Source organism: Lysobacter sp. Soil_N_51 (genome assembly GCF_057655755.1).
Genome location: NZ_JBDGLR010000014.1, coordinates 88459 through 110018 on the forward strand (window position 1 = coordinate 88459; position 21560 = coordinate 110018).

Annotated in this window: 19 protein-coding genes; 7 read left to right on the top strand and 12 right to left on the bottom strand. The window is 67.7% G+C overall.

Annotated elements, in window-relative coordinates:
- Positions 1-98: 98 nt before the first annotated feature.
- From rsmA to lptD, 4 genes are read right to left on the bottom strand one after another with little or no spacing between them, the layout of a single operon-like run.
- Positions 99-959, bottom strand: a complete 861-nt coding sequence (rsmA, locus tag AC3A4T_RS23465; protein ID WP_487677579.1) for a 16S rRNA (adenine(1518)-N(6)/adenine(1519)-N(6))-dimethyltransferase RsmA — start codon at positions 957-959, stop codon at positions 99-101.
- Positions 956-1948 (bottom strand): 4-hydroxythreonine-4-phosphate dehydrogenase PdxA, encoded by a 993-nt coding sequence (gene pdxA, locus AC3A4T_RS23470; protein WP_487677580.1) that lies wholly within the window; start codon positions 1946-1948, stop codon positions 956-958. The genes rsmA and pdxA overlap by 4 nt, the downstream gene beginning before the upstream one ends.
- 1 nt (position 1949) lies before the next feature.
- Entirely contained in the window at positions 1950-3320 is a 1371-nt protein-coding gene (locus tag AC3A4T_RS23475) for a peptidylprolyl isomerase (protein WP_487677581.1), read from the bottom strand.
- A complete protein-coding gene (gene lptD, locus AC3A4T_RS23480; RefSeq protein ID WP_487677582.1) occupies positions 3317-5872 on the bottom strand; it encodes an LPS assembly protein LptD in 2556 nt (851 codons plus the stop codon). Before lptD ends, AC3A4T_RS23475 begins: the two co-directional genes overlap by 4 nt.
- Positions 5873-6013: 141 nt before the next feature.
- Between lptD and msrB the strand changes: the two genes are divergently transcribed.
- Positions 6014-6511 (top strand): peptide-methionine (R)-S-oxide reductase MsrB, encoded by a 498-nt coding sequence (msrB, locus tag AC3A4T_RS23485; RefSeq protein ID WP_082578430.1) that lies wholly within the window; start codon positions 6014-6016, stop codon positions 6509-6511.
- Positions 6512-7605: 1094 nt separating this feature from the next.
- On the opposite strand, the gene AC3A4T_RS23490 is transcribed toward msrB, so the two are convergent.
- From AC3A4T_RS23490 to AC3A4T_RS23500, 3 genes are read right to left on the bottom strand one after another with little or no spacing between them, the layout of a single operon-like run.
- Entirely contained in the window at positions 7606-8517 is a 912-nt protein-coding gene (locus tag AC3A4T_RS23490; RefSeq protein ID WP_056112988.1) for a histone deacetylase family protein, read from the bottom strand.
- Between the two features lie 2 nt (positions 8518-8519).
- Entirely contained in the window at positions 8520-9074 is a 555-nt protein-coding gene (locus AC3A4T_RS23495; protein ID WP_487677583.1) for a cob(I)yrinic acid a,c-diamide adenosyltransferase, read from the bottom strand.
- Positions 9075-9091: 17 nt separating this feature from the next.
- Entirely contained in the window at positions 9092-9685 is a 594-nt protein-coding gene (locus AC3A4T_RS23500; RefSeq protein ID WP_487677584.1) for a hypothetical protein, read from the bottom strand.
- Between the two features lie 427 nt (positions 9686-10112).
- Here AC3A4T_RS23500 and AC3A4T_RS23505 point away from each other — a divergent pair, with 427 nt between their 5' ends.
- From AC3A4T_RS23505 to AC3A4T_RS23520, 4 genes are all read left to right on the top strand, one after another.
- Positions 10113-11474, top strand: coding sequence for an FAD-dependent monooxygenase (locus AC3A4T_RS23505; protein WP_487677585.1), 1362 nt, complete (start codon positions 10113-10115; stop codon positions 11472-11474).
- A complete protein-coding gene (locus AC3A4T_RS23510) occupies positions 11471-12670 on the top strand; it encodes an FAD-dependent oxidoreductase (RefSeq protein ID WP_487677586.1) in 1200 nt (399 codons plus the stop codon). The genes AC3A4T_RS23505 and AC3A4T_RS23510 overlap by 4 nt, the downstream gene beginning before the upstream one ends.
- Before the next feature lie 203 nt (positions 12671-12873).
- Positions 12874-13119, top strand: a complete 246-nt coding sequence (locus AC3A4T_RS23515; RefSeq protein WP_487677587.1) for a hypothetical protein — start codon at positions 12874-12876, stop codon at positions 13117-13119.
- Between the two features lie 22 nt (positions 13120-13141).
- A complete protein-coding gene (locus tag AC3A4T_RS23520; RefSeq protein WP_487677588.1) occupies positions 13142-13426 on the top strand; it encodes a hypothetical protein in 285 nt (94 codons plus the stop codon).
- A gap of 18 nt (positions 13427-13444) precedes the next feature.
- Here the strand turns inward: AC3A4T_RS23520 and AC3A4T_RS23525 are convergent, their stop codons facing one another.
- The 5 genes from AC3A4T_RS23525 to AC3A4T_RS23545 all read right to left on the bottom strand — a co-directional run bounded on the left by AC3A4T_RS23525 (position 13445) and on the right by AC3A4T_RS23545 (position 19635).
- Positions 13445-14788 (bottom strand): MFS transporter, encoded by a 1344-nt coding sequence (locus AC3A4T_RS23525; protein ID WP_487677589.1) that lies wholly within the window; start codon positions 14786-14788, stop codon positions 13445-13447.
- A 370-nt stretch (positions 14789-15158) separates the two neighbouring features.
- A complete protein-coding gene (locus tag AC3A4T_RS23530) occupies positions 15159-15890 on the bottom strand; it encodes an EF-hand domain-containing protein (RefSeq protein ID WP_487677590.1) in 732 nt (243 codons plus the stop codon).
- Positions 15891-16090: 200 nt separating this feature from the next.
- Positions 16091-17161: a 23S rRNA (cytidine(2498)-2'-O)-methyltransferase RlmM gene (rlmM, locus tag AC3A4T_RS23535; RefSeq protein WP_487677591.1), complete on the bottom strand. Its 1071-nt coding sequence runs from the start codon at positions 17159-17161 to the stop codon at positions 16091-16093.
- Positions 17162-17300: 139 nt separating this feature from the next.
- Entirely contained in the window at positions 17301-17855 is a 555-nt protein-coding gene (locus tag AC3A4T_RS23540; protein ID WP_056113261.1) for a nucleoside deaminase, read from the bottom strand.
- Positions 17856-17886: 31 nt separating this feature from the next.
- On the bottom strand, positions 17887-19635 hold the full coding sequence (locus AC3A4T_RS23545) for a glutamine--tRNA ligase/YqeY domain fusion protein (protein ID WP_487677592.1): 1749 nt from the start codon (positions 19633-19635) through the stop codon (positions 17887-17889).
- Positions 19636-19860: 225 nt separating this feature from the next.
- On the opposite strand from AC3A4T_RS23545, the gene AC3A4T_RS23550 reads away from it, so the two are divergent.
- Both AC3A4T_RS23550 and AC3A4T_RS23555 read left to right on the top strand, forming a co-directional pair.
- Positions 19861-20142 carry a putative signal transducing protein gene (locus tag AC3A4T_RS23550; RefSeq protein WP_487677593.1) on the top strand — a complete coding sequence of 94 codons (282 nt, stop codon included), beginning with the start codon at positions 19861-19863 and terminating at the stop codon, positions 20140-20142.
- 247 nt (positions 20143-20389) lie between these two features.
- Positions 20390-21325: a DMT family transporter gene (locus tag AC3A4T_RS23555; protein WP_487677594.1), complete on the top strand. Its 936-nt coding sequence runs from the start codon at positions 20390-20392 to the stop codon at positions 21323-21325.
- Positions 21326-21560: the final 235 nt, after the last annotated feature.

The window sequence follows — 21560 nt, forward strand, 5'->3', positions numbered from 1 at the left end:
GAAAACTTCGCCGTGTCGTTCAGTGGCGTGCTGGCGCCGATGCGGCGCTGGCTGGCGAGGGTGGTGTGGATCGGGTGGATCGGTTACAGCGGAATCGCTCAATCCGCGTTGTCGGCCGCATCCTCGCCGGTATCGGCCTCGACCTGCGCATTGGCCTTGAGCCAGTTGGCCAGGGCCACGAAATCGGCGACTTCGATCTGCTCGGCGCGCGCATCCGGGCGCAGGCCGGCGGCTTCGATCGCGGCGCCTTCGCAGATCCGCGACAGGGCGTTGCGCAGGGTCTTGCGGCGTTGGCCGAAGGCGTCGCGGACCACGCGCGCGAACAGCGCGCGGTCGTCGATGCCGATCTTCCCGGGCGGGTGCGGGATCATCCGCACCACCGCCGAATCGACCTTCGGCGGCGGACGGAATGCGCCGGGTGGCACATCGAACAGCGCGATCACCTGGCAGTACGCCTGCAACATCACGCTCAGGCGGCCGTAGACCTTGCTGCCGGGACCGGCGGCCATGCGGTCGACCACTTCCTTCTGCAGCATGAAGTGCATGTCGACGATCGAGCCGGCGTGGTCGAGGGCATGGAACAGGATCGGCGAGGACAGGTTGTAGGGCAGGTTGCCGACCAGGCGGATCGGGCTCTCGTTGGCGAGGGCGCTGAAATCCACGGTCAGCACGTCGCGGTGGATCACTTCCAGGGTGCCGTGGGCGCGCGCGCCTTCGCTGAGCGGGAAGATCAGGTCGCGGTCGAACTCGATCACGGTCAACTCGCCGTGGCGGTCCAGCAGCGGGAAGGTGATCGCGCCCTGGCCGGGGCCGATTTCGACCAGGCGGTCGCCGGGCTTGGGGTCCACGGCGTGCACGATCATCGAGATGATTCCCTGGTCGTGCAGGAAGTGCTGGCCCAGGTGTTTCTTGGCTTCGGGCTTGAAGCCCTTGGCGTGGCTCTTGGCGGTGCCGGTCATGGCGTGCCTCCGGGCAGGTTGCGGCGGGTGCGCGCGATGCGCGCGCAGGTGTCGGCGGCGGCGATCAGGCTGGACGGGTCGGCCAGGCCGCGCCCGGCCAGGTCCAGCGCGGTGCCGTGATCGACCGCGACGCGCGGGTAGGGCAGGCCCAGGGTCAGGTTCACCGCGCGCTCGAAGCCGCTGTATTTGAGCACCGGCAGGCCCTGGTCGTGGTACATCGCCAGGACCGCGTCGAAGCCTTGCAGCTTGGCCGGCAGGAACGCGGTGTCGGCCGGCAGCGGGCCGATCAGGTCCAGGCCTTCGGCGCGCAACGCGGCCATGACCGGTTCGATCACGTCGATCTCTTCCATGCCCAGGTGCCCGGCTTCGCCGGCATGCGGGTTCAGGCCGAGCACGGCGATGCGTGGCCGGGCGATGCCGAAGTCGTGGCGCAGGGCGGCGTCGACGGTGCGCAGGGTGCGGCTCAGCGCGCCGGGCTCGATCGCATCGGCGACCGCGCGCAGCGGCAGGTGGGTAGTGGCCAGCGCAACTCGGACGATGTCGTTGGCCAGCATCATCACCACCTCGCGGCCGGCTTGTTGCGCCAGCAGTTCGGTGGTGCCGGTGTAGGCGATGCCGCCGGCGTTGATCACGGCCTTGTGCACGGGACCGGTAACCACACCGTCGAAACGGCCGTCGAGGCAGCCCTGGGCGCTGTCGAGCAGGGCCTGGATCACCGCCGCGGCATTGGCCGGCTCGGGCGCGCCGAAGGCCGGGTGGACCGGGTTGGGAATCTCGACCAGGGCCAGTTCGCCGGGCGCCCGCGAGGGGCGATCGGGCGGCAGCAGGGTCAGGGGCAGGCCAAGCGCGTCGGCGGCGGCGCGCAGGCTGCGCGGATCGGCGAAGCCGACCAGATCGTAATCGCGCGGCCGTTGCAGCAGCCGCACGCACAGCTCCGGCCCGACGCCGGCCGGCTCGCCCGGCACCAGCGCGAGCCGGGGCGGGGTCACGTCAGCTGCCGGCGGGCTTGGCGGTCGGCAGGGTGGTCTCGGTGCCGGGCTGGTTGCCCTCCGAGCCCTTGCCGACGCGGAAGTCCACGTAGGCTTCGCCGCGCTTCTCGCGCAGGAAGCGGTTCCACTCCTCTTCCAGCTTGCGCCGGCCGATGGTCTCCTGGACCTGGGCGCGCTTGCTCTGGTCGGCGACGTCGCTTTCACGCGTGCCCAGACGCTGGACGATGTGGTAGCCGGCGCTGGTGCGGATCGGCTGCGAGATGTCGTTGTCGGCCAGGCTGGTGACCGCGCCGCCGAACTCCGGACCGAATTCGTCCTTCATGAACCAGCCCAGGTCGCCGCCCTTGCTCTGGGTGCCGAGGTCTTCGGAGCTTTCCTTGACCACGTCCTCGAACTTGGCGCCGCCGGCCAGGCGCGCGCGCAGGGTCTCGGCCTTGGCCTTGGCCTGCGCCTCGCTGACCTGGTCGCTGACCCGGACCAGGATGTGGCGGGCGTGGTACTGGGTGACCATCTGCGGCGCCGACTGCGAGGCGTCGCGCACTTCGACCAGCTTGAGCAGCTGGAAGCCGCTCGGGCCGCGCAGCGGGGCGGTGATCTGGCCCGGCTTCATCTGCTTCATCAGGTCGCTGAACGCGGCCGGGATTTCGTCGGCGTTGCGCCAGCCCAGGTCGCCGCCTTCCAGCGCGTTGGGGCTGTCGGAATAGCGCACGGCGGCGGCGTTGAAGTCCATCTCGCCCTTGTCGATCAGCGCCTTGACGCCGTCGACCTTCTTCTGCGCGGTCGCGATCTGCTCGGCGGTCGCGCCCTCGGGCAGGGCCACGAGGATGTGGGCGAGGTGGTACTGGGTGCCGGTGTTGGCCTGCGCGGCCAGGGCGGCGTCGACTTCGGCGTCGCTGACCGAGACCCGGGTCTGGGCGAAGCGCTGACGCAGACGCTGGACCAGCAGTTCGTCGCGGATCGAGGCGCGGAAATCGGTGTAGCTGCTGCCGTCGCGGGCCAGTTGCTGGCGCAGCTGTTCGACGCTGATCTTGTTGGACTGGGCGATGCCGCCGATGGCCTGATCGATTTCCTGATCGGTCACGCGCACGCCGGTGCCCTGGGCCTGGGCGACCTGGATCTTGAGCAGGATCAGGCGCTCGAGCACCTGCTTTTCAAGCACGTCGCGCGGCGGCAATTGCTCGCTGCGGCCGGCGTACTGGGCCAGGATGTTGGCGACCGCGCGATCGAGTTCGGTCTTGAGGATGACGTCTTCATCGACGACGGCGGCGATACGATCGATCGGCTGCACGTCCTGGGCCTGGACGGCCCCACCGAACAGCAGGCCACCGGCGATCAGGCCGGCGAGCAACGGACTCGCGAAAAGTTTGTTCATAGGGTCGGGTCGAGGGTCGAGTCGTCGGCGTCGTTGCCGCGGTTTTCGCGGCTGACCGTGGGAGACGGCGGCGCCAGATACAGGTCGTCGCGGTTATAGCCGAGAATAGCACGGCGCAAAACGCGCTCCGTGTTCTGGCCGGCGGAGCCTAGACCCTTGAGTTCGAACTCCACCTGAAAGGAGCTGTTGAGGTCTTCGGAGCGGTTGCGCTGGTAGCGGCGGGCGATGGCGCGCACCGCCAGGCAGCAGCTTTCCCACTGCACGCCGGCGATCTGCTCGAGCGGACGCTTGTCCTTGATCGAGTAGTAGTAGCGGCCGACCACGCTCCAATTGTTGTTGATCGGGTACAGGAACGAGAAGTCGGCCTGCTCGAACTGATCGCGCTGCTCGCGCGGCGCGGTCGGCAGCACCGACAGGTTGCGGCGATAGCGGTAGGCGAAGTTGACCACGCCGGCGTCGCCGAACAGATAGCGCGCGCGCAGGGTGGCCAGGTCCTCGCTGCGCAGGCGCGGGTCCCACTGGTAGGTGGCGTTGATCGTCCAGCGGTCGCTCGGCGACACGCTGACGTCGGCGACCCAGGCCGACTTGCCCTGCTTGATCGGGGTTTCGGCGCCGGCGACCACGCGGATGTCGTCGAAGTACTGGATCTGGCCGATGCTCGCGGCCAGGCGCTCGCGGCCGTCCTCGGAGTTGATCAGGCGGGTGGTCAGCGCGGTGGTCAGCTGGTTGGCGTCGGTCTGGCGGTCGGCGCCGGAATAGCGGTTGTCGCGGAACAGCGCGCCCCAGCTGAACGACATCGGGTTGGTGTCGAACAGCGGGATGCCGCCCTGGTCGCGGTACGGCGCGCGCAGGTAGAACACCCGCGGTTCCAGGGTGTGCAGGTAGTTCTCGCCGCGGATTTCGGTCTCGCGGTCGAAGTACATGCCGGCGTCGATCGAGGTGATCGGCAGGCTGCGGGTCGGCGACTTGTCGTAGAAGCTGCGCACCAGCTCGGGCGTGTTGGGCACGTTGTTGTCGCGGGCGAAGACCGCCGCCTGGCTGGCCGCGAGCTGCTGGGCGAGGTCGCCCTCGAGTTCGTACGCGGTGTAGCGCCAGGCCAGCTTGGGCCGGATGAACCAGGCCGAGCCTTCCAGCGGGAAGCTGATGTAGGGCTTGATGTCGAAGCGGCTGCCGCCGGGGATCTCGCGGCGCAGGCCGATCGGCGCGGCCGGGTCGCCCGGGGTGAACTTCATGTCCTCGTGCTGGAAGCGCACCGCCTCGGTGTCGACGCCGGTCTCGACCCACTTGCCCCAGGGCTGGGCCCAGTGGAAGGTCGCGCGCGGCAGGCGGTCGTAGGCCAGCGAGTTTTCCTGCAGGGTGAAATCGGCCAGCTGGTTGTGGTCGGCGATGATGCTCGCGTCCCAGTAACGGCCGCGGCCGTACAGGCCGATTTCGCTGCGTAGCGAAATCGCCGACTGGCCGTACAGGCTGTTGTTGAAGTCCTGCAGGTAGTACTTGTCGCTGACCCAGGCCAGGTTGGCGCCGGCGTACCAGGTGCCGTCGAGGCGGTGCTGGGCCTTGAGCGCGAACTCGCCGCGGTTCTTCTCCGGCATGCGATCCCTAGGAATCTCGAACAGGCCGTTGGGGTCGTTGCGGCGGTAATCGGTGTAGCGGCCGGGATCGTTGCGGGGCAGGTCGTCGCTCGGCATCCAGTTGCCCGAGACCTCGCCCGAGCCGCGCTCGTACAACCAGCGGAACTCGCCGCCCATCGCCACGCCGCGCTTGCTCATGTAGCGCGGGAACAAGGTGGCGTCGTAGTTCGGCGCGAGGTTGAGGTAGATCGGCTGGCGCCAGTCGAAACCGTTCTTGCCCGACACGCCGATGTTCGGAAACAGCAGGCCGGTGCGGCGCTGGTCGTCGATCGGGAACATGAACCACGGCACGTACAGCACCGGGATCTTGCCGATGCGCAAGGTCGCGTTGCGCGCCACGCCCATGCCCTTGTCGGTGTCCAGATCGATGCGGTGAGCGCGCAGTTCCCACACCCGCTGGTTCGGCGCGCAGGTCGAGTAGGTCGAGCTGTGCAGCGCGCCCTTGGCCCCGTTCAAGTCGATGCGTTCGGCGCCGCCGTTGCCGCGGCGCGAGGTCAGCTGGTATTCGACGTCGTCGATGCGGTGCTGATCGGCGTTCTGGTCGCCCTCGGCGTGCTCGGCGACCATGCGCATGCTCGAGTCCTGGTAGCGCACGTGGCCTTCGGCCGTGTACTTGCCCGACTCCTGGTTGTAGCTGAGCTTGTCGGTGCCCAGGAACTGATCGCCGCGGCTGAGCCGGACGTTGTCCTGCACCACGATGTTCTGCTCGTTGCTGCCGCGCTGCAGGGTGCCGCCGTCGATGTCGGTCGGCTGGGCGGTGCGCTGGTCGGCGGTGCCGGTCGGGGCGGGGGCGTCGTCGAAGGACGGCACCGCGTCGATCAGCGGGCACAGCCCCCAATTCTCGTTGTCGTCCGCCGCGTAAGCGGGCAGGGCGATGGCGATGCACAACGATAACGGGAGCAGGCGGAAGGGTTTGCGCACGCGAGCATCCGGCAGACGGAAAAACGGCCGTTAGCTTGCCGTATCCCTTGCAAGCGGGCAACGCGAGCGCCATCTATCGGGCTTCGGCGTTCATCTTCCGCGAACGCCGCATCGATCCGCTTGCCTACCCAGGAGGACGTCATGAGCCAGCACCCCCACCCGAACCCGGACCCGGCCGCCCCCGCCGCGACGCAGCCGTCGGCCGAATCGCAGGCGACCACGGCACCGGCGGTCGCGAAGAGTGAAGCTGAATGGCGCGAGCAGTTGTCGCCGGAGCAGTACGCGGTCTGCCGTTGTTCGGCCACCGAGCGGGCCTTCACCGGCAAGTTCTGGAATCACAAGGAGGCCGGCACCTACACCTGCGTCGCCTGCGGCGAGCCGTTGTTCTCCTCGGACGCCAAGTACGACTCAGGCAGCGGATGGCCGAGCTATTGGCAGCCGTTGGCACCCGAAGCGGTCAGCGAGCATGCCGACGAGAGTCACGGTATGCGCCGGATCGAGGTCAAATGTGCGCGTTGCGACTCGCACCTGGGCCACCTGTTTCCGGATGGCCCGCGGCCGACCGGGCTGCGGTATTGCATCAACTCGGCGTCGTTGGGGTTTGAGGGGACGGGTGAGGGCAAGGCGTCGGGTGGTTGATAGGCGGTCGGGATTCGCGATTGCTGAGTCCCGTGAGCAGCTCGGTTGCCGATCGTTTCGCGCACGAGCTGATTTGCGCCGGTGACCGCTCGGTGCCGGTTGCGGCCTACGCTGTTCTTGCAGGTAGCGCTTGCAAGACCGGCGCATCGGTATCGAACCGATCGCACATGAGCGGATCGCGACCCGCATGGCCCCCTGTAGGAGCGGCGTGAGCCGCGACCGCGCCATGACGACAACCTCGCAACTTGCGCCATAGTTGAATTGCCGCGGTCGCGACTTGCGTCGCTCCTACAGGGAGGCCATGCAGCTTTTGCTTGGGCCTGAAGTCGCGCAGTTCATCCAGTGCTGCGAGGCTTGGAACTCGCGTTAGCACCAGCACACCCGAAGGGCGGCGTGCAGGATGCACGCCGTGCGCCACCGGGACATGGATGTCCCGTGTGGCGCATGCCTGCGTCTGCTCCGCACTTGCGGGCACTTGATCCAAAAAAAGCGTTTTTCTTTGGTTAGCTTTTGACCGAAGGGAATCCAGACGGACTTTTGTCGCTTTTGACAAAAGAAAGTAACTCGGCCGCTTGCGGACGAAAGCTGTTGATCTTGCCGTTGGCTTCAAAGGCTCTAGAGCTTCAAAGCTCTGAAGCCTTTGAAGCTGCAAGCAGGATCAAAAGCTTCCGCCACTAAAGCGGCGGCTAACTTTCTTTTGTCCAAAGCCACAAAAGTCCGTCTGGATTCCCTTCGGTCAAAAGTAACCAAAGAAAAAGGCGTTCCTGTTTCGAATCAAGAGCCCGCAAGTGCGGTGCAGACGCGGGGGTGGTCCACACAGGACATCCATGTCCTGGGTGGCCCACGACGCGCATCCATGCGCGTCGCCCTTCGGGCCTGCTATTGCATCGCGAGTTACAAGCCGCGCCGGGCTAAAAGCTCAAGATCACAGGCAAAAACAAGCCACAGGCAAAGCAAATAGGCTTCGCTCGCAAGCGCAAGCGCAAGCGCAAGCGCAAGCGCAAGCGCGCAATAGCGCAACCGATAGCTGCGACCACGAAAACTTTGAAGGTCCGCCCACGCAAATCGCGGACACGCCAGAGCGCCGAACGCGCTCAGACCATCAACGCACCCACATGCGCCACCGCGCTCTCGCGCAACGCCGCCAGGTCGTAACCGCCTTCGAGCATCGACACCACCCGACCCAGCGCATGCCGATCGGCGATCGCCACCAGCTCGCGAGTGATCCAGGCGAAGTCCTCGCCCTCGAGCTCCACCTGCGCCAGCGGATCGCGCTTGTGCGCATCGAAACCGGCCGAGATCAAAACCAACTGCGGGCGGAACGAATCGATCGTCGGCAACAGACGTTCGCGCCACACGCGGCGGAAGCCCTCGCTGCCGGTTCCCGGCGCGAGCGGAGCGTTGACGATGTTGCCCACGCCGCGCTCGTGCACCGAACCGGTGTCCGGGTACAGCGGCATCTGGTGCGAGCTGACGTACATCACCCGCGGATCGCTGTCGAAGATCGCCTGAGTGCCGTTGCCGTGATGCACGTCGAAATCGATCACCGCCACCCGCGACAGACCGTGTTTTTCGCAGGCATGCGCGGCGGCGACGGCGATGTTGTTGAACAGGCAAAAGCCCATCGCCACCTCATAGGTGGCGTGATGGCCCGGCGGGCGCACCGCGCAGAACACGCGCTGGGTTTCGCCCTTGAGCACCGCGTCGACCGCGGCCACGCCGGCGCCGGCCGCGCGCAACGCGGCTTCGGCCGAACCGGGCGCGAGCACGGTGTCTGGGTCCAGGTGCATCGGACCGTCGAGCGCGGTGTCGAGCACCAGCGCCAGCAATTCGTCGGTGTGCGCGCGCAGCAACTGGCCGCGGCTGGCGGCGGGCGCTTCGCGCCAATCCAGATCAGGGAACGCTTCGCGCAAGGCTTCGGTGACCGCGACCAGACGCAACGGCCGCTCGGCATGACCCGGACCGGGGTCGTGGCGTGTGCAGGCCGGATGCGTGTAGATGCGCACGGTCAGCCCTTGCGGCGTTCGTGGTTCCAGGTGACCTCGCCGTGACCGCTGGCGCGCGCGAGCACGCGCGCGAGCACGAACAACAGGTCGGACAGGCGATTGAGATAGCGCACTGCTTCGGGCCGGATGCTTTCCTGCCGCGACAGCGCGACGGTCTCGCGTTCGGCGCGGCGCACCACGGTGCGCGCGATGTGGCAGCGCGCCGCCGCGATGCCGCCGGCCGGCAGGATGAACTCCTTCAGCGGCGGCAGGCCTTCGTTATGGCCGTCGAGCCACTGCTCCAGCCGATCGATGTCGGCATCGAAGATCGCCGCGTGGCCGGGAATGCACAGCTCGGCGCCGAGGTCGAACATCTGGTGCTGGATCGCGACCAGTTGATCGCGCACCAGCTCCGGCAATTCGCTCGCCAGCACCAGGCCGATGGTCGAATTGGCCTCGTCGACCGTGCCGTAGGCATCGACCCGCGCCGAATCCTTACCGGTACGGCTGCCGTCGCCCAGACCGGTGCTGCCGTCGTCGCCGGTGCGGGTATAGATTTTCGAAAGACGGTTACCCATCGATCCGCGCCGCCCGATCAGCGCTTGCGCGCGTCGTCGGAACGGCCCGGCAGCGCGTCGGTCTTGCTCGCGCCGGCGGCGATCGCCTGGACCAGCGTGGCGATGCCGACGTAGGTCGCGGTGGTGCGCAGGTACGGCAGCAGCCATTCGAAGTAGTTCGCGGCCCAGCCGGTGACCGACTTGTCGGCGACCGAGTCCGACAGCCAGTAGAAGCTGCCCTGGCTCAACAACTGGCAGACCGCGACCGATGCGAGCAACGCCATCGCGGTCAGGCCGAGCGTGCGCCAGCTGCGCGAATAGTTGCGCGCGACCCACAGGCCGCCGGCCCACATCGCGAAGTACGCCGGCACCAGGAACCAATAGGCCGCCGACACGCAGTAGTGCTGCCAGAAACTCATGCCCTGGCCGGTGATCACCGCGTAGTCGATCGCCACCGCGAGCGCCATCAGCAGCGGGAACGCCCAGCGGGTCCAGTTGCGCAGGTAGAAGCCGCCGATGAAGAACACCGCCCACGACGCATCCGGAATCGGCGTCCAGTGATTGACGCGGGTGCCGATCATCAGCACGGCGAGTAGGGCGAGGATGAGGGTGCGTTGGGTGTTCGGCTTCATGGCCAGGGCTCCTGACGCCGGACTGGCGCGTCGATCCGCACATTCTAAGGAACCTGCGGCGAAAGTGCCGGTCTGGCTGGCGCGCGAGGGCGCGGAAGGTGGGTGAAGGGTGGCTAAGTGTCTGATTCGGAAGGTTTGATCCAAAAGATTCGGGGCTGAAAGCCGCTTCTCGAAAGCCCGGGTGGTCGCGGGTACGCGTTGCGGACGCGCCGGTGGCGTCGATTCGCGCAAACACGCCGCGGCAGCGGGGCCGGGATCGCGCGTTCGAAACCGCCCGATCCTTTTATAGGCGGGCGTTACGGGCCCCACGCAGTGCGTTCCGCCGCCGCGCCGCGACGATCCGCGCACCGCTTCCACCGCGATCCGAACAGACGCTGCACGGACGCGGTCGTATCATGAACGCATGACTTCAGATGCAAAGCCGCAGATGCCTTCCACCCCCGCGCTGCACGCCAGTCACGACGTCCTGATCGTCGGCGGCGGCCTGGTCGGGGCCAGTCTCGCGATCGCCCTGGACCGGCTCGGCCTGGACGTGGGCCTGATCGAAGCCGCGCCGCCCGGCGCATTGCCGGCGGTGTTCGACGAACGCAACCTCAGCTTCGCCGAAGCCACCCTCAATGCCTTGAATGCGCTAGGCGTGATGGCCAAGCTGCGCGCGCCGACCGGTTCGATCCAGCGCATCCATATCAGCCGGCGCGGCGATTTCGGCCGCAGCGTGCTCGACGCGCAACGTTACGGCCGCGAGGAATTCGGCCGAATAGTCGTAGCGCGCGATTTCGGCGAAGCGCTGGAAGCGCGATTGGCCGAACTGCCGCGGCTGCATCGCTATCGGCCGGTGCGTTTCGTCGGCTTGGCCGACGAAACCTGCATGCGCGATGCCGGCTCGATCGATCAAACCCAAGCACGCGACAGCGATGACGCCTCTCGACGCGGTGTCGGCGCTGGTGCTGACGCGGGCTCCGAGTGGCGCGCGATCCGGGTCGCCGATGGCGCGGGCGAGCGGATCCTGCGTGCTCGTCTCGTGGTCGCCGCCGACGGCACCCGCAGCGGCGTGCGTGACGCGCTGGGCATCGCCGCGGACGAATACGACTACGGCCAGACTTTGTTCGTCACCCGTCTGCGCAGCGAGCGCGCGCCCGACGGCACCGCCTACGAACGCCTCGGCGACGACGGCCCGACCGCGTTGTTGCCGCGCGGCGATCGCCACTACGGCTTCATCCACGGCGTCGCCAACGCGCAGGCCGGCGCGGTCGCCGCGCTCGACGAAGCCGGCTTTCTCGCCCGCGCGCAGGACGCCTTCGGCTGGCGCGCGGGACGCTTCGTGGCCTGCGGCGCGCGCAGCCTGTACCCGGCGATCCGCGTGCTCGCCGCCCGCACCATCGCGCCGCGCGCGGTGCTGGTCGGCAATGCCGCGCAGACCATCCATCCGATCGGCGCGCAGGGCTTCAACCTCGGGCTGCGCGATGCGATGACGTTGGCCGAATTGATCGAACACGATCTTGCAGCGCGCGGGGACAAGGCCGACTGCGGCAGCGCCGATCTGCTTGAGCGTTACGCGCAGCGGCGTAAGCCCGATCGCGACCGTACCGTCGAATTCTCCGATGGCATCGCACGCTTGGCTTCGAACGAAACCGCGTTGATGCGGCCGTTACGCAGTCTTGGGTTGTTCGCCTTGGATCGAATGCCGACAGCGCAGTCGCTTTTGGTCGGCGGCGCGATGGGTTATCGCGGCGACGTGCCGGCGCTGTGTCGCGGCGATGACCCGATGTCGCGCGGAGGCCGCGCATGAGCCGGCGCGAGGTGTTGGACATCGTCGTGGTCGGCGCGGGCGTCGTCGGCGCGGCGGCGGCGCTGGCGTTCGCCCGGGACGGTTTCGAAGTGGCCTTGGTCGAAGCGCGCGAACCCGCGCCGTGGTCGCCCGAGCATCCGGACCTGCGCGTGTACGCGTTCGCCCCCGACAACGCCGCGTTTCTCGACGATCTGGGTGTGTGGGGCGCGGTGCGGGCCGCGCGGCTGCAACCGTATCGCGCGATGCGGGTGTGGGACGCGGCCGGCGGCGGCGAGCTGCATTTCGATGCCGACGCATTCGGCCGGCGCGAACTGGGCTGGATCGTCGAGCACGGGGTGTTGGTCGATCGGCTGTGGTCGGCCTTGCCCGCGGCCGGCGTGCGTCTGCATTGCCCGGACGCGGTCGAAGCCCTGGAGCACGACGCCGCCGACGGCGTGGGCGTGGTGCTCGCCAGTGGACGCCGCCTGCGCGCGCGGCTGGTGGTCGCCGCCGACGGCGCGCAATCGCGGTTGCGCGAGTTGGCGGGGATCGAAGCGCCCGGCCACGATTACGGACAGCGCGGACTGGTCGCCTACGTCGACAGCGAACTGAGCCACGAAGCGACCTGCTGGCAGCGTTTTTTGCCGGGCGGGCCGTTGGCGTTCCTGCCCGCGATCGGCGAGCCCGGCGCGCGCGACCGCCGCAGTTCGATCGTCTGGACGTTGCCTGACGCCGAAGCCGAACGGCTGTTGGCGCTGGACGACGCGGCGTTCCTGGACGAACTCGAACGCGCGTTCGCCGGACGTCTGGGCGCCTTGACCGGCGTATCCAAGCGCGCCGCGTTTCCGTTGCGGCGGCAGTTGGCCGAGCGTTATGTCTCCGGCCGCGTGGTCATCGCCGGCGACGCGGCGCATGTGGTGCATCCGCTGGCCGGGCAGGGCGTCAATCTAGGGCTGCGCGATATCTCCGGTCTGCGCGGCGCGCTGGCGCAGGCGCGCAAGCGCGGCCTCGACATCGGCTCGCCCGCGCGCCTGCAGCGCTGGGCGCGCGAACGCCGCAGCGAGAACGCGCTGGCGGCGTACGGGTTCGATGGCTTGAACAAGTTGTTCTCGAACGACGACTTCGCCGCGACGATGCTGCGCGGGCCCTTGCTCGGACTGGCCGGCAAGCTGCCGCCGTTGACGCATTATTTCTGGCGGCGCGCGGCGGGGGTTTGAGCCACGCCAGACCAGCCCGAGCAGCTTCGAAGTCTTTTGTGGGTGGGCTGAAGCCCCTCCCACAAACAGCGGCGCTGACAGCTCTGGAGTACATGCACATGGATGAAGCGATGCCGGATTCGAATCGAACAATACGATTGGCCTGCACGCGCGGGTTCGCTCGCCTGAGCGTAGCGGCCTTGACCGCATGGCCGATGCTTGCCATGGCCACCACTCAATGCCCGCCCGGCTCCTCCGACAAGAACGGATTGTTCTGGACCGTCGGTTTCGCGGTGCTGGGTCTGTTTGTGTTGCTGGGCCTGCTCGCACCGTTTGCGGCGATCCGCTTCACTCGTGCGCGCAAAACGCTCGCGCGGGTGCTGTGGACCCTGGCCGCCTGCGTGCCGATGCTGGCCGTGTGGCTGCTGGGCCTGTTCGTGTTCGGCCGCGTCTTCATCATGAGCTGCTGAGATGCGGCGGCTGAGTCAGCGCGTGAGCATCGCGGCCGTGGCGGCATGGCCGCTGCTGGCCGCGGCCACGATGCCGTGCCCGCCCGAATACGGCGACAAGAGCGCGGGATTCTGGGCGCTGGGGTTCTGCGTGCTCGGCGTGTTCGTGCTGCTGGGTCTTGCGATCCCGATCGCGGCGATCCGCATGACCCGCGGCCGCCGCGTTGTACGTCGCGTGGCCTGGACCTTGGCTGCGTGCGTGCCGATGCTCGGCCTGTGGCTCGCGGGTCTGCTGGTGTTCGTCGAGTTCTTCACTTTGCGCTGTTGATGCACGCGCGGCCGTCGATCAATCCTCGTGAAACCGCCGCCGGGTATTGAGCAGATACACCGCCACCGCCATGCCGACCACCGCCACGCCCATCACGTAATAGGCCGGCGCCATGCCGCCCAGGTGCGGCGCCAGGTAACCGCCGATCAATGGTGGCGTGGCGGCGCCGAACACCGCATAGGCGACGTTGTAGGAAAACGACAACCCCGAGAACCGCACCGGCGCCGGGAACGCGGCCACCATCACCGCCGGGATCACCCCGACCACGCCAACGAACACGCCGGCCAGCGCATACAGCGCGAGAAAATGTTCGGCGCCGTGGTTGAGGTCGTAGTACAGCGCGAAGCTGCTGGCCAGCACGCCAATCGAACCGATCAGCAACGCGCGTCCGCGTCCGAGCCAGTCGACCAGCAGGCCGCCGCCGATCGCGCTCAAGGTCAGGCAGAACGCCGCCAGGCTATTGCCGAAGAACGCGCGCGCCGGGGCGATGCCGAACTGCTGTTGGACGATGGTCGGAGTCATCAGGATGATCACCACGATCGCCGCGGTCAGCAGCCAGGTCACCAGCATCGACAGCACTACGCCGCCCAGGTGATCGCGCAGTACTTGTTTGAGCGGCAGTTCCTGCACCAGTTGCCGGCTCTCGCGCATCGCCGCGAACACCGGGGTTTCGCTGAGCCAGCGGCGCAAATACACCGCGAAGAAACCGAACACGCCGCCGAGCACGAACGGCACGCGCCACACGCCGCCCAGCACTTGCTCGGGGGTGAACCAGGTGTTGATCGCGGTCGAGATCAGCGAACCGATCAGGATGCCGGCGGTGAGCCCGGCCGACAGGCTGGCGCAGGCGAAACCGACCCGGCCGCGCGGCACGTGCTCGGCGACGAAGGTCCACGCGCCCGGCACTTCGCCGCCGATCGCGATGCCCTGCACGACGCGCAGCGCCAACAGCAGCAGCGGCGCGGCGATGCCGATCTGCGCGTACACCGGCAGCAGGCCGATGCACAGGGTCGGCAGCGCCATCAGGAACACGCTCAGGGTGAACATGCGCTTGCGCCCGGAGCGGTCGCCGAAATGGGCCATGACGATGCCGCCGATCGGGCGCACCAGGTAACCGGCGGCGAAGATGCCGTAGATCTGCAGCGTGCTGAGCCAACCGGGCATGTCCGGCGGGAAGAACAGATGGCGCAGGGTCTCGGTCAGGAAGACGAAGATGACGAAATCGTAGAACTCCAGCGCGCCGCCGAGCGCGGCCAGCATCAGCGTGCGCGCGTCCTTGCGATCGAGGCGGCGGGCGGGCGCGCGTTCGAGGGAAGCCGATTCGATCGAAGCGGAGCCGGGCGGAACGGAGCTTGCGGGCATGGGCGGCGAGGGCGGCGGGGCGGGCAAGGCACTATGCCGCAATGGGGGCGGGGTGCAAGCGGGGGGCGGTTTCGCCGATAAGGATGTGGGCCGGTAACGATTCGGCTTGGCTCACGCGCCTTGTGTGCGGCGTACGGGTTATGTGGTTGGCGCGGGCGTCTGTGGATTCGCGGTCGCGGCTTACGCCGCTCCTACAGGTAGGTCATGTAGGAGCGGCGTAAGCCGCGATTCGTAGTTTCCGCCGCTGCGAAGCACGACTGGATTCCGAATCGCGGAAACAAGGACGCCTTCGTTGCCGAAGGCGCCCTCGCCCCTGTCGACTTGATCCGGCGCGCGCGTCGATGCGTCGCGCGGGATCCGCGTTACTTACTTATCGCGGCGCCCACACGGCCAGTTCGCGCTGGCTCAATCGTCCGTCGGCATCGCGATCGGCGATCGCGAAGTCGGCGGTCAACGCCGGACTCAGACTCGCTTCGACCCGGCTGACGCTGCCGTCGCGGTTGGCGTCGAGCGCAGTGAAGTCGATGCGCGGTTCCATCGTCGAATCCATCGCGCGCGGCATCGTCTGCACGCTGGTGGTGGCGCCGGTCTGTTGCACCGCGTCCGCGGTCGCCGATGCGGCGGCCTGGGCGGTGGTGGTGGCGTCGGTCGCGATCGAACTGGCGGTCATGGCGTCGTTCATGGCTGCCCGCGCTTCGATCGCCGCGCCGGTCGGGTTGTTGCCCGACACCGCCGAGGCTTGCGCCGAACGCGCGGCTTCAGCGGCGCGACGAGCCTTGATGGCCGCGTCCTGCGCATCCAGCGCCGATTGCTTGGCGTCGTAAGCGGTGGCTTCGGCGGTCAGCGCGCCGCGCGCGGTCAACGCGCCTTCGTCGCGGGTCGCCGCGGCGGCCTGCGCCGCGGCTTGCGCGGTCTGCGCATCCTGACGCGCCGCGCGCGCTTCGGCCGCGGCCATTTCGGCCTTCTCGATCGCGTCGTGTTTAGCCTGGACCTTGGACGGAACCTGCGCCTGCACACTGCTGGCGAATGCGGTAAGCATCGCCAGGGCGAGCAGAGTGTGCTTGGAAAGAATGTGTTTCGATCGGTTCGCGTGCTGCTGCATGGCGGAGCCTCGCGTGGTGTGGGTATGCCCCGACGCTAGACCGCGCAAGATCAATGCCGCGTAAATCTTCGCAACCCGCGCTGAACACGCACGCGGCATCGACGTGCATTGCGACGTCGATCGCTCAATGCGTCGCGACCATCGCTGCGAATGTAGGCATGCGGTCAATCGAACGTGAAGTTTTCGTAGCGCGCCATTGCTTACTTCGGCGTGGCGAACACCGTGATCTCTTCGCGATCGTGATACAACTGGCGCGCGCGTACGATCAGCGGGCGATGCGCCTGATGTTCGAACGCTTCCAGGCAGATGCGCGTCTCTTCCCAGCGCTTCTTCATCGGCAGCTTGAGATTGAAGATCGCCTGCCGGCACCAGTTCTCGCGGAACCACGTGGCCATGCGCTCGGCCACGCGCGCCGGCGACTCGACCATGTCGCAGACCATCCAGTCCAGGGTGCGCCTGGGCTGCCAGGTGAAACCGTCGGCGCGCAGGTGATCGACCCGGCCGCTGTCGATCAACTCCTGTTTCAACGGACCGTTGTCGACCGAGGTCACCATCATGCCGTTGCGCATCAACACCCAGGTCCAGCCGCCGGGCGCGGCGCCCAGGTCGGCGGCCTGCATGTTGTCGCGCACGCGGCGCTGGCGCTCGTCGGCGTCGAGAAAGGTCAGCAGCGCTTCTTCGAGTTTGAGCGCGGAACGGCTCGGCGCATCGGGATGCATGCGCAGGCGCGGAATGCCGAGCGGCCACGGCGAGCTGTCGAGCGGATCGGACAGCGCGAGCATGGCGTGATCGCCGGCAAGGAAGGCGACATGCAGGCGTGGACGGCGCGCATCGTCGGTCTTGCTGAGCCAGCCGGCCTTGCGCAGCGCCGGACGCAGCGCGTTGCCGAAGCTGCGCGCCAGGCCCGACAACTGCTTGCCTTCGTCGGAATCGGGATGCTCGACCAGCAACTCGCCGAACATCGATACGTTCAGGCCGGAGCCGCCCAATGCATCGAGCGCGGCCAGCATCGGAGTGATGCGATCGCTGGGATTGAGATCGCTCAGGTCGGCGATGCGCACCAGTTTTTGCCGGGCGAAGATCAGCTGCGACCACGGCAGCGCGCGCGACAGCGCGGCGGCGTCTTCGACGATGAATTCGACGTAGCCGCTGTTGCGCTGGGTGCGCGCATAACCGGGGTGGCCGGCGATCGCGGCGCGTTCGTTCAACTCGGCGGCGAGTTCGGGCTCGAAGCCGGCGCGGCACCAACACAGCAGGGCGGACTCGGTCATCGTCGGGACTCACATGATTGCGGAAGCGCGGGGTATCTGAAATGTAGGAGCGGCGTGAGCCGCGACCGCGACCTCGCAGTGGCGACGTAAGCGAGAGGTCGCGGTCGCGGCTCACGCCGCTCCTACATGAAGCGGTGGATCAGTAGGAAACGCCGCTCTCGCCATAACGGCGCAGCACGTCGCAGGCCGCGTCGCGATGCAGGTCGCGCCGCACCGCGATGCCGCGGCGTTCGAGTTCGCCGACCCAATCCGCCGGCAGCGGGCCTTCGTCGAATTCGGTCAGCCGCATCACGTCTTCCGAGCGCGCGCCGATCAGCAGGTTGTTGATGCCGGCCCAGAAACTCGCGCCGTAACACATGCAGCACGGCTGCGCCGAGGTGGCCAGGGTCATCGGCCCGATCTCGTTGAGCCGGAACGCGCTCACCGCGGCCTGCGCGCACATGAAGGCCATCATCTCGGCGTGGGCGACCGAGCAGTTCTGCGGCACCACGCGGTTGACGCCGACGCCGACCACCAGGCCGTTGCCGTCGAACACCGCCGCGCCGAACGGGCCGCCGGTGGCCAGTTCGATGTTGTGCCGCGACAGTTCGATCGCCAGCGCGACCTTGTCCTCATCGCTGAGATAAGCGCGCTTGCGGTCGACCACTTCGTCGATCCAGCTCGGCAGCGCCAGGGTGACCGAGGCGGTCAGCAGGTTGGGAATCTTCGGGCTCATGCGCGCGCGCTCACTCTTTCGACGCCCAGGTGTCGCGCAGAGTGACGCTGCGGTTGAACACCGGCCGGCCCGGGCTGTGGTCGTAGCGATCGGCGACGAAATAGCCCACGCGCTCGAACTGCAGAGCCTGCTCCGGCGCCACCTCGGCGGCGGACGGCTCGACGTAACCGGTCACGGCGCGGCGCGAGTTCGGATTGAGATGATCCTGATAGGTCTTGCCATCACTGTCGTCGTCGGGCGCGGACACATCGAACAATCGGTCGTACAGCCGCACTTCGGCCTCGACCGCGTGACGCGCGCTGACCCAATGGATGGTGCCCTTGATCTTGCGGTCGGCACCGGCCATGCCGGGACGCGACTCCGGGTCGAGGGTGCCGCGCAGTTCGACGATCTCGCCGGCCTCGTTCTTGATCACTTCATCGCAGCGCAGGATGCCGGCGCCGCGCAGGCGCACTTCGCCGCCCGGAATCAGGCGCTTGAAGCCCTTCGGCGGCACTTCCTCGAAATCCTCGCGCTCGATCCACAGCTGGTTCGAGAACGGCACCTGGCGCGAGCCGAAGCTCTCGTCCTTGGGATGATTGGAGAAGTGCAGCGACTCTTCGTGCGAATCGTCCAGATTGGTGATGACCAGCTTGAGCGGATCGATCACCGCCATGCGCCGCGCCGCGGCCGCGTCGAGGTCTTCGCGCAGGCAGCCTTCGAGCACCGAATAATCGATGGTCGAGTTCTGCTTGCTGACGCCCAGGCGATCGGCGAACAAACGCAGCGACGCGGGCGTGTAGCCGCGCCGGCGGATGCCCTGCAGGGTCGGCATGCGCGGGTCGTCCCAGCCGTCGACCAGACCTTCCTGCACCAGCACCATGAGCTTGCGCTTGCTCATCACGGTGTAGTTGAGGTTGGCGCGCGAGAACTCGATCTGACGCGGGATCGCCGCTTCGTTCGGATAACCCTTCGCCAGCAGCGGCGCGAGCAGTTCCGGCGAATTCGGCAGGTCGACCTTGGCCACGCACCAGTCGTAGAGCGGGCGGTGGTCTTCGAATTCCAGCGTGCACAGCGAGTGGGTGATGCCTTCGCACGAATCGCTGAGCGAATGGGCGAAGTCGTACATCGGGTAGATCGGCCAGGCGTCGCCGGTGTTCTGGTGAGCGACCTTCTTGATCCGGTACAGCGCCGGGTCGCGCAGGTTGATGTTGCCCGAGGCCATGTCGATCTTCGCGCGCAGGGTGCGCGCGCCGTCGGCGAACTCGCCGGCGCGCATGCGCCGGAACAGGTCGAGATTTTCCTCGACGCTGCGGTCGCGGTACGGCGAATTGCGGCCGGGCTCGTTGAGCGAGCCGCGGTAGGCGCGCACTTGCTCGGCGCTGAGGTCGCAGACGAAGGCGTCGCCCTGGCGGATCAGCTTCTCGCCGGCCAGGTAGAACACTTCGAAATAATCCGAGGCGTGGCGCAGTTCGGCCCAGTCGAAGCCGAGCCAGCGCACGTCTTCCTGGATCGCGGCGACGTACTCGGGGTCTTCCTTGGCCGGGTTGGTGTCGTCGAAGCGCAGGTTGCAGCGGCCGCCGAACTCGCCGGCGATGCCGAAATCCAGCGCGATCGCCTTGGCGTGGCCGATGTGCAGGTAGCCGTTGGGCTCGGGCGGAAAGCGCGTGCGGATCGCTTGGTGCTTGCCGCTGGCCAGGTCGTCGCGAACGATCTGACGGACGAAATCCTGCTTGACCGCGCCGGTGGCGGCGGTGTCGGTCGGAATTTCGGGGGCCATGCGGGAGGGATCGGCAGACATGCTTTGCGGACACAGGAAAGGGAGAACCGGGAGTTTAGCCGTTGCCGGCATTCCGTGCTTCCGGCCCTGAACGGTCGCGGCCACGCTCTGGCCTTGCCGGGTCCGGCCGATCGCCGCGCGGGACACAGCGTTCATGGGCCGGGCGCGCGCGGCCGGCGTATGCTGGGTGCAGACCCCGCCAGGCCCCGCGCCGAAGGAAGGACGATGAAAGTCGTCTACGAAGCCGCTCATCTGATCGATGCCCATCTGGTCCGGCATGCGTTGGAGGACGCCGGGATTCCGGTGTTCCTGCGCGGCGAAGCGCTGTTGGGCGGGATCGGCGAGCTGCCGGCGTTCGGCGCGGTGCAGGTGTGCGTGCCGCAGGCTGCGTGGCCGCAGGCGCGCGAGGTGGTCGAGGCCTTGTCGCTGGGCGATCCGCCGCCGGAGGTCGCCGACGAGCCGGACCCGGTAGGCGGTCTGCCGCCCAACGGCTGGCTGCCGGCCTGACCTCGCGGGCGCGGACTTCGGTCGCGCGCCCGAGTCGGGCCACGGCGCCTTCGCGGCGCCAGCGGTTCGCGTCCACGAATCGAACCGCATCCCACCCTTTCTTATTCGATGCGCCGTCCGCGGCGCGACCGGCCGGCCGCCGGTCGCCGCGACGGCGCCACCCGTTCACGGCGATGGCCGCGGGCGGGGACGACCGGAGTTTTCGCATGCGATCCGTTATTGATCTGTCCCGATTGCGGAGGCGCGCATGAACGCTGCCGCTTCCACGGCTTCCTCGCGTACGCCGCTGTTGCAGATGCTGCTGGGCGCCAGCGTCATCAGCAGTTCGGCGGTATTCGTCAAATGGGTCGAGATCGGCCCGGCCGCGTCGGCGTTCTGGCGCATGGCGCTGGCGGCGGCGATCCTGCTGGTGCTGCTCGGCCAGCCGTGGCGGCGCGGTCGCATGCGTCATTGGCGCCCGGACGGACGGGTGCTCGGTCTGGTCATGCTCGGCGCGGCGTTCCTGGCGCTGGACCTGTGGCTGTGGCATCGCAGCATCCTGTACGTCGGCGTGGGTCTGTCGACCCTGCTGGCGAATTTCCAGGTGTTCGTGTTGGCCGGCGTCGGCGCCGTGTTTCTTGGCGAGCGCGCGGGTTGGCGGTTGTGGGTCGGCTTGGTCATGGGCCTGATTGGCCTGGCCCTGCTGCTCGCGCCGGGCTGGGAAAGCATGGACGCGCGCTTCCGCCTGGGCGTGGCCTTCGGCCTGGCCGCAGCGCTGGCTTATGGCGGTTTCCTGCTCGCATTTCGGGCTGCGCAGGCGCGGCGTGGGCCGACGCCTAACGAGGCCTTGCAGTGGTGGTTGTGTCTGGGTTGCGCGGCGATGCTCGGGGTCAGCGTGCCCTTCGGCGGCGAGACCTTGCTGCCGGCGAGCGCGCACGATTGGCTGATCCTGACGGCGTATGCGGCGATTGCGCAGGTGCTGGGTTGGCTGGTGATCGGGCGGGCGATGCCGAAGTTGCCGGCGGGCGTGGTCGGTCTGTGTCTGTTGTTGCAGCCGTTGTTGGCTTACGTCTGGGATGTGTTGCTGTTCCACAAGTCGCTCGGCGCGATCGAGCTGGTCGGCATCGGGTTGTCGTTGGCGGGTATTTTTCTGGGGTTGGCGCGCGGCGATCAGCCGTTGTTTTCTGCGCGGGATGGCGCTTGAGTTGATTGAGCATGTCGCGCATAGCTGATCGCCTTCGCCTTCGCCTTCGCCTTCGCCTTCGCCTTCGCCTTCGCCTTTGACGTTGGCATTGCTTGGCTTGAGCTTGATGTCGCGCAGTTCATCCAGCGCTGCGAGGCAAGTAACTCGCGTTAGCAAAAGCACACCCGAAGGGCGGCGCACATGGATGTGCGCCGTGCGCCACCGAGACAGGATGTCTCGTGTGGAGCATGCCTGC

Coding starts and splice junctions, on each gene's coding strand:
- rsmA (WP_487677579.1), bottom strand. CDS start 959: ATGACCGGCACCGCCAAGAGCCACGCCAAGGGCTTCAAGCCCGAAGCC.
- AC3A4T_RS23475 (WP_487677581.1), bottom strand. CDS start 3,320: ATGAACAAACTTTTCGCGAGTCCGTTGCTCGCCGGCCTGATCGCCGGT.
- msrB (WP_082578430.1), top strand. CDS start 6,014: ATGAGCCAGCACCCCCACCCGAACCCGGACCCGGCCGCCCCCGCCGCG.
- AC3A4T_RS23495 (WP_487677583.1), bottom strand. CDS start 9,074: ATGGGTAACCGTCTTTCGAAAATCTATACCCGCACCGGCGACGACGGC.
- AC3A4T_RS23500 (WP_487677584.1), bottom strand. CDS start 9,685: ATGAAGCCGAACACCCAACGCACCCTCATCCTCGCCCTACTCGCCGTG.
- AC3A4T_RS23505 (WP_487677585.1), top strand. CDS start 10,113: ATGCCTTCCACCCCCGCGCTGCACGCCAGTCACGACGTCCTGATCGTC.
- AC3A4T_RS23510 (WP_487677586.1), top strand. CDS start 11,471: ATGAGCCGGCGCGAGGTGTTGGACATCGTCGTGGTCGGCGCGGGCGTC.
- AC3A4T_RS23515 (WP_487677587.1), top strand. CDS start 12,874: ATGGCCACCACTCAATGCCCGCCCGGCTCCTCCGACAAGAACGGATTG.
- AC3A4T_RS23525 (WP_487677589.1), bottom strand. CDS start 14,788: ATGCCCGCAAGCTCCGTTCCGCCCGGCTCCGCTTCGATCGAATCGGCT.
- AC3A4T_RS23530 (WP_487677590.1), bottom strand. CDS start 15,890: ATGCAGCAGCACGCGAACCGATCGAAACACATTCTTTCCAAGCACACT.
- rlmM (WP_487677591.1), bottom strand. CDS start 17,161: ATGACCGAGTCCGCCCTGCTGTGTTGGTGCCGCGCCGGCTTCGAGCCC.
- AC3A4T_RS23545 (WP_487677592.1), bottom strand. CDS start 19,635: ATGGCCCCCGAAATTCCGACCGACACCGCCGCCACCGGCGCGGTCAAG.
- AC3A4T_RS23550 (WP_487677593.1), top strand. CDS start 19,861: ATGAAAGTCGTCTACGAAGCCGCTCATCTGATCGATGCCCATCTGGTC.
- AC3A4T_RS23555 (WP_487677594.1), top strand. CDS start 20,390: ATGAACGCTGCCGCTTCCACGGCTTCCTCGCGTACGCCGCTGTTGCAG.